The 5,946-nt window shown below is 66.9% G+C and carries 6 protein-coding genes; 1 reads left to right on the top strand and 5 read right to left on the bottom strand.

Annotated features, from left to right (window positions below):
• A partial coding sequence (locus ABZ642_RS45855; RefSeq protein ID WP_360497524.1) for a hypothetical protein occupies positions 1–188 on the top strand: 188 nt, incomplete at its 5' end.
• A gap of 1,059 nt (positions 189–1,247) precedes the next feature.
• On the opposite strand, the gene ABZ642_RS45850 is transcribed toward ABZ642_RS45855, so the two are convergent.
• The 5 genes from ABZ642_RS45850 to ABZ642_RS45830 all read right to left on the bottom strand — a co-directional run bounded on the left by ABZ642_RS45850 (position 1,248) and on the right by ABZ642_RS45830 (position 5,099).
• The gene (locus ABZ642_RS45850; protein WP_360497518.1) at positions 1,248–2,366 is read right to left on the bottom strand and encodes a hypothetical protein; all 1,119 of its coding nucleotides are present in this window, start codon (positions 2,364–2,366) and stop codon (positions 1,248–1,250) included.
• The gene (locus tag ABZ642_RS45845) at positions 2,363–2,932 is read right to left on the bottom strand and encodes a sigma-70 family RNA polymerase sigma factor (RefSeq protein ID WP_360497515.1); all 570 of its coding nucleotides are present in this window, start codon (positions 2,930–2,932) and stop codon (positions 2,363–2,365) included. Before ABZ642_RS45845 ends, ABZ642_RS45850 begins: the two co-directional genes overlap by 4 nt.
• Positions 2,929–3,177: a hypothetical protein gene (locus tag ABZ642_RS45840; protein ID WP_360497512.1), complete on the bottom strand. Its 249-nt coding sequence runs from the start codon at positions 3,175–3,177 to the stop codon at positions 2,929–2,931. The genes ABZ642_RS45845 and ABZ642_RS45840 overlap by 4 nt, the downstream gene beginning before the upstream one ends.
• A gap of 175 nt (positions 3,178–3,352) precedes the next feature.
• Positions 3,353–4,657, bottom strand: coding sequence for a helix-turn-helix transcriptional regulator (locus tag ABZ642_RS45835; RefSeq protein WP_360497509.1), 1,305 nt, complete (start codon positions 4,655–4,657; stop codon positions 3,353–3,355).
• Between the two features lie 319 nt (positions 4,658–4,976).
• Positions 4,977–5,099, bottom strand: coding sequence for a hypothetical protein (locus ABZ642_RS45830; RefSeq protein WP_360497506.1), 123 nt, complete (start codon positions 5,097–5,099; stop codon positions 4,977–4,979).
• Positions 5,100–5,946: the final 847 nt, after the last annotated feature.

Genomic DNA, 5,946 nt, shown 5'->3' with positions numbered 1-5,946 from the left:
ACCACCCCGACATCGAGGACTTCATCCAGACCAAGGTCAAGGAAGAGGAGAAGATCCGCGCCCTGCGTGACGCGGGCTTCGACATGGACCTGGGCAGCGACGACATCACGTCCGTCAGCAGGGATGCCCTGCTTCGTTTATGGCATGCACCGGGTCGAGTCGGCCCTGGGAGCGGTTCAGGGCGGTGATGGTGGCACTGTCTGCGGTGGTGGTCGCGTCGGCCCCTCTCGATGGTCTCGCTGCTGGACAACGGTAGTTGCTTTCGAAAGGTTGCGCCAAACACACGTTCGAGCGAAAAGTGCGGACAACGGGCTGTGCGGGCGTCAGAAGATGTTCGGCGACCTGGTCCAAAGGCCTGCCGAAGGCGGGAGGCTCTCCTGCGGGTGGTCACGGTATTTCCGTAGGCGGCGCAGCGCTCTTGTACTGCTCGCGGAGTCTGTGCAGCCGTGTGACACGCGCGAACTGGCGACGCATCAGCCAATCACCACATCTAGTGGTTGGATTGCTAAAGCGGCACACAAGTTGTGGTCCCCCGGGTCTCCGATGTCCCGGTGAACTCGTATGCTTGGCGTCGCCTTCTCCGCGAAGTCCCACCGAGTCGTTCGCCTCGGCGTGAGGCGAAGTTCTGAGCACTGCTCAGAACCCCTACGGGACGGAGAGGAGGGGTACCACATGGCCGGGAAGAAATCTCCTGGCGGTCACTGCACACGGTGCGGTCGGCGTCTGTCGAAGCGGCAGGTGCTGATCGACTGGGCGCCGGTGGCCGTCAAGGTCATATGGGCAGTGATGCATTCCTTCTGGTCGTGACCAGAAGCAGAGGCGGCCGGCGGCCGGTGGGGTTTACGCAGTGAGCCCGACCGCTTGGTGATCGGCCGGGCTCATGGATGCGTCACCGCTGAGGGGCCTGATTGCCGGTGCCAGCCAGCGGTCGGGCCCTTCGGGGCTTCTCGGGAGAACCGGTCTGCGGGCAGTCCCGGTGAGTCCCGGTGAGTCCCCGGGTGCCCCTGCATCGTATGACATCAGCATTGCGACGCAATGCTCTGGGCGGTACATCTGGGTGCCGCCAGCTCGTTCCCCGGCGCCTGTGCTTGCCCTGGCAGATCCGGCTGAGCACCTCGATGTCGCCATGCCGCACGGTTCTCTCGTAGCGGTAGGTTCCCGCCACCCACCCGATGGACCACCCTCCGCAGGCTGGTTCTCTGATCGCCCTTGGTTAGACGTGGGGGTCGACCAGAGAACCGGGTACGTCACCGTTCGGCGAGGTCGCGGATGGTGGCGGTGCCGGAGCGGACGATCCAGGTACCGGTGCCGGGCGGGGTTTCGTCTGACCGGGTCTTGAGGTCTTCGACGTCTACGGCCGGCGGCCACCGCGTGGTGTGTTCGGACCAGTGGACGCCGCTGAGGTCGATGTCGGCCAGGTCGGTGTCCCTCAGATCGGCGGTGGTGAAGTCGTCCAGAAGAGCGTGCAGCGAGACCTCATCGACTGCGGGGCGGTTCCGGCGCAGTGCCTGACCGATGGCCCGGCCAACCTCGGCAGTACGGATTTTGACGATGAGGTCGTGGGCGAAGTCGAGGTCGAAGTCGGGGTCGCGGGAGAGGTCGCGGGCGAGGTCGAGGGCGAGGTCGAGGGCGCGGGCGCGGTCGCAGGCGAGGTCGAGGGCGAGGTCGAGGGTGAGGTCGCGGTCGCGGGCGAGGGTGCGGGCGCGGTCGAGGGCGAGGGCGAGGGTGAGGTAGCCAATGCGGCGGAGGTCGCGGTCGAGGTCGAGGTGGTGGGTGCTGTTGAGAGTGAGGTCGAGGTCGCGGGTCCGGGCGATGGCGAGGTCTAGGGCGCTGGCGAGGGCGCGGGCGACGTCGACGTCCAGGGTGCGAGTGCGGGTGCGGGCAAGGTCGAGGGCGCGAGTGCGGGCGAGGGCGCGGTCGAGGTCGAGGGCGAGGGTGCGGTCGAGGTCGAGGGCGAGGTCGAGGGCGACGTTGAGGGCGAGGTCGCGGGTGCGGACGAGGTCGCGGGCGACGTCGGCGTAGCGGGCGAGGGCTTGACTGGCTGTCTTGACGTCGGAGTGGTTGCGCAGGGTCATACGGTCTGCAGGGGTGAGCGCGCGGAGGAGTTCTTCCGCGTCTGCCGCTTCAGTGTTGCTGTGGGGGGCGGTCGGCGGGGTGGGGAGGATGGCGGCGAGTCCGGCCTCGGTGTTGAGGACGGTGTCGAGGCTGTCGACGGCGGTGTCGTGGTGGGACTGCAGGAGGATTTCACGCAGGCCTGCTTCGACGTCCAGGAGTTCATCGAGGGTGTGAGTCAGGGCGTGCTGGTGCCGGGTGAGCCAGTGGTGCACGTCCTGGCCGTCAGGGGTGGGATCGGAGTGGCGGGTCACTGTTTCTCCTCCCGTGCCTTGAGATAGCCGGCTGCGGTGCGGCGGGCTTTTGCCAGGTTGGCGCGTACGTTCTCGGCTGGCAGGCCGAGGTGCTCGGCGATGTCGGCGGGAGTGAAGCCGGCCAGCGTCCAGGCCATGACCTGACGCTGCTTCATCGGCAGGCTGCGCAGCATGGGCAGTGCGTCGTACTGAGCCTCCCATTCCCCGATGGCGTCAGGACGGGGCACCAGGGAGGTGGGTTCGGGCACGTCGTCGACGGGTTCTTCGACGGAGGCGACCCTGCGTACGAGCGCGCGGGAAGCGGCTTTGTGGACCCAGGCCTTTGGGTGGCTGATGCGGTCCCAGTTCCGGTAGGCGTCAGTCATGACCGCTTGAGCGATGTCCGCAGCCACCTGGACTCCGGCCCCATGGCTGATCAGGAAACCGATCAGGGAGCGGAGGTTTGCCCGGTAGAAGGCGGAGAACTCCTCATCCTTCTGCTGGCGGTCGCGGTCGCGTTGGCCAGCTGGCCCGGGAGGCGCCGTCGTCGGTCGGTCGGTGCCGTCCATAGGGTCGTGGCTGCTCACGCTGCCTGGTCCTCCCTGGGAACCGGAGTACGGGTGATCTTCACCTGCAGCCTGTGACCGTCACCGTCCCGGTCATCCAACTCCACCTGACCGTTCGGGGCCACCGTCTCGGCGATGCGGAGAAGGTAGCGCTGCCGCTGCTGTTCACAGCGCGCCCTCCAGTGCAGACGCAGCCAGAGCGTTAACAGCGCGAAAGCCTTGACGACGATAGCTGAGACGATGACAGATGTGGCCTGGTCCGTCACGGATCCCCCATTTCTCTCATACCGGCCCGGCCACAAGGCCGGTCATGAGTTAAGGGGACGAAGAGACCATGATCGTGAACTTATTCCGAAGAAAATCTTCCGGCCCCTCGGACACCCCCGACTCCCGCGCGCGGGTCTGTCACGGGGGTGCCGTAGCGCGGTCTGGGCATGGTGTTCAGTCCTGTGCTGGCTCGTTCTCGTCCGGTTCGTCGGCGTCGGGTTCTACGGCGGTGGCGGTCAGGGAGTTCGCGCCGACGGCGAGTTCGTAGGTCGGGCTCAGTCGTAGCTGCAGGGGGGTTTTGGAGTTGGAGGACTGGGTGCGCATGGTTTCCAGCAGGCGCTGGGGTACTGCCAGGCGCTCGGTGCGGTTGGGCAGGGTGAATGTCTCGGGCCCGGCTCCGGAGGTGCGTGCCCTCGTGGCGGGTGTCGGGCGCAGGGGCCGGCGGGTGACGGGGTACAGGGATGCGTACAGCCCGCGGAAGGAGGCGATGTGGTTGACGCCCGGGACCGTGAGGCGGCAGGTCATGACGTCGTCGTAGGCGCGGTGTTCGACCAGGGAACGGGGCAGGACCAGTGGGTCCTCGCACAGCATGAAGGTGGGTGCCCACGTGCCGCTGTCGGCGCGTGCGGTCGCGTCGATGTTGTAGAGGTCCACCAGGTGCTGCCAGATCTCTGCGGGCTGGGCGCTGCGGTGGAAGCGCTCCAGGCGCTGGGGCAGCCGGGCCAGGCCGTGCTCGGAGACCTCGTCCCAGCGGTCCATGGCGTTGCGTGCGTTGTACTGCCGGCCGCGGTCGATGTCGTAGTTCGCGATGACCCCTTCGCGCATGGCCCGTACCTGGCCCTGCCTCAGTTCACCGAGTTCGTAGGCGAGGACGCGGCGTAGGCGCTGCACGGGTCGGCCGTAGGCGGCGGCCAGCTCGATGAGCTGAGGGTCATCGAGCTCGGGCCCTTTCCACGGGCCAGGACGCAGGACGTAACGGTCGACCATGGCCACGATCAGCTCGCGGGCGCGGGCCTGGCGCTTTTGCACGGCGGGGGTCTGGTCTATGGCGGCCTCGACCAGCCTACGGGTGACGCCGATGGCGCCGGCGACCTCGTCCACGAACTGCGGGCGGCGGCTGGGGACGATGCCCTCGTTCTCGAACCGCCGGTAGTTCTTCGGGGAGACGCCCAGGTGCTCCACCATGTCCTGGGCTCTGAGGCCGGACGCGCGCCGGAAGTCGGCCAGTGTCCACGTGCTGCGGTCCTCGGGGTTCGTCAGCTTCCAGGGGTGGATCCTCAGCGCCCGGGCCAGGGCCAGCAGACGCGGCGGGTCGGGCACCCGGTGCCCGTTCTCGTAGGCGAGGATCTGCGCCTTCGTCGCTCCCACAGCGTGTGCCAGCTCTTCGGCTGTCATGGGCGCCGCGTCCGGACGCGCGTAGACGTTCATCCGGTGCGCTCGCAGCTCAGAGCCGCTGAAATCGGTCAGACCCCGTGCCATCTGGCGGGCTCCCCTCCATCGCGGGGACCAATTTAGGGGTACCATCCGAACTGTGCGTACGCGTAACAACGCAGCAGCACGCGAGACGCTCACCTGGCCACGAGTGTTTTTTAGTGGCAGAACTGGTGGATGCTCACGCGGAAATGCGCGACGTTGTACGCCGTTGGCCGCATGGTTTGGGGACCCCGGTCCACGTCTATCGGTTATGAATGAGGCTCTGCACCTCCACGGTTCTCGACGCCGTTGATGGAGGCACAGAGCCAGCGTCTGGGAGCGCACTCCCGGAAGGCCCTCTGTTGCTGCAGGGGGCCTTAGACGTCTAGAGGTGGCTGTCGATCAGATGACGCAGCCAGGCACCCAGTGCCTGGAGCGTCAGCCAACCGATCGCCTTCTTGACGAACTTCCGGTCGTTCCGCTCCCCGCCCTCGGGCGGGTTCTCCATCCGCAACACCTCCTCTCGCTCGCGAGGCCGATCGGCCTCGATCGAGCCAGCCGATCGACGGGTTACGCCGCGAGAGAAGATGCGGTGATGAGCATACCGGGCCGCACTTACAACACCGATCCGCGCGCGAACAGGCCCGCACCAACTCCGTTGTCAAAGCGCACTTTGACGACTAGTTGACTCTTGTACCGATCCGGGCTCCCTGCGCCGGACGGTGAACGGTTGAGCGAACAATGGCTGTTGGGGCGGTGTTTCCCAACTGGTGACGCTGTGTGCGGCCGAGGGGTGAGGAGGCCCCCTACGTCCCACGACGCAACGGTGATCACCATGTGACCCAACCAATATCCATCGTGTGGCGTCCGTCACTCTCGACACGTCGGCCTCAAAGTAGGCGGCAAGCACCCACAGCGACTCTTACTCCTATGCAGACCGTGCCAAAAAGCGGCAGACCAACCGGTATCCATCACGCAAGGTGACTACCACCGAGACATGCGCCCTCCGCACAGCAACACCCCACACCGGCCCACGCTCGCTTCGCCCGGCCGCTACCCCACGGGAATGCCTGACCGGCCCACTGCGTTGAACACAGCGTGGTAGTGGAGGGGACAGTGTCCCCGGGCCTCACCTATTGCCCATGAGGACGATCGTCCGGCGATGCCTCATGGAGCCTTTCGCCGCGTAGGCGACCGCCCTTCACAGCCACACGCACGTCGACGGCCCGCCCCGGAACCCACGGGGCGGGCCGTCTGCGTGCGTTCTAGGACCAGCGCATCCCCAGCTGATCGAGTTCGGCGCGCCGCTGCGGGCTGAGCTTCGCGGCCCGGCGGCGGGTGTTGTCCAGGAACGC

Source organism: Streptomyces sp. NPDC007157 (genome assembly GCF_040634235.1).
In the GTDB taxonomy this organism is placed as follows: domain Bacteria; phylum Actinomycetota; class Actinomycetes; order Streptomycetales; family Streptomycetaceae; genus Streptomyces.
This window is presented reverse-complemented; position numbering and strand designations above follow the sequence as displayed.

Coding starts and splice junctions, on each gene's coding strand:
- ABZ642_RS45835 (WP_360497509.1), bottom strand. CDS start 4,657: ATGGCACGGGGTCTGACCGATTTCAGCGGCTCTGAGCTGCGAGCGCAC.
- ABZ642_RS45830 (WP_360497506.1), bottom strand. CDS start 5,099: ATGGAGAACCCGCCCGAGGGCGGGGAGCGGAACGACCGGAAGTTCGTC.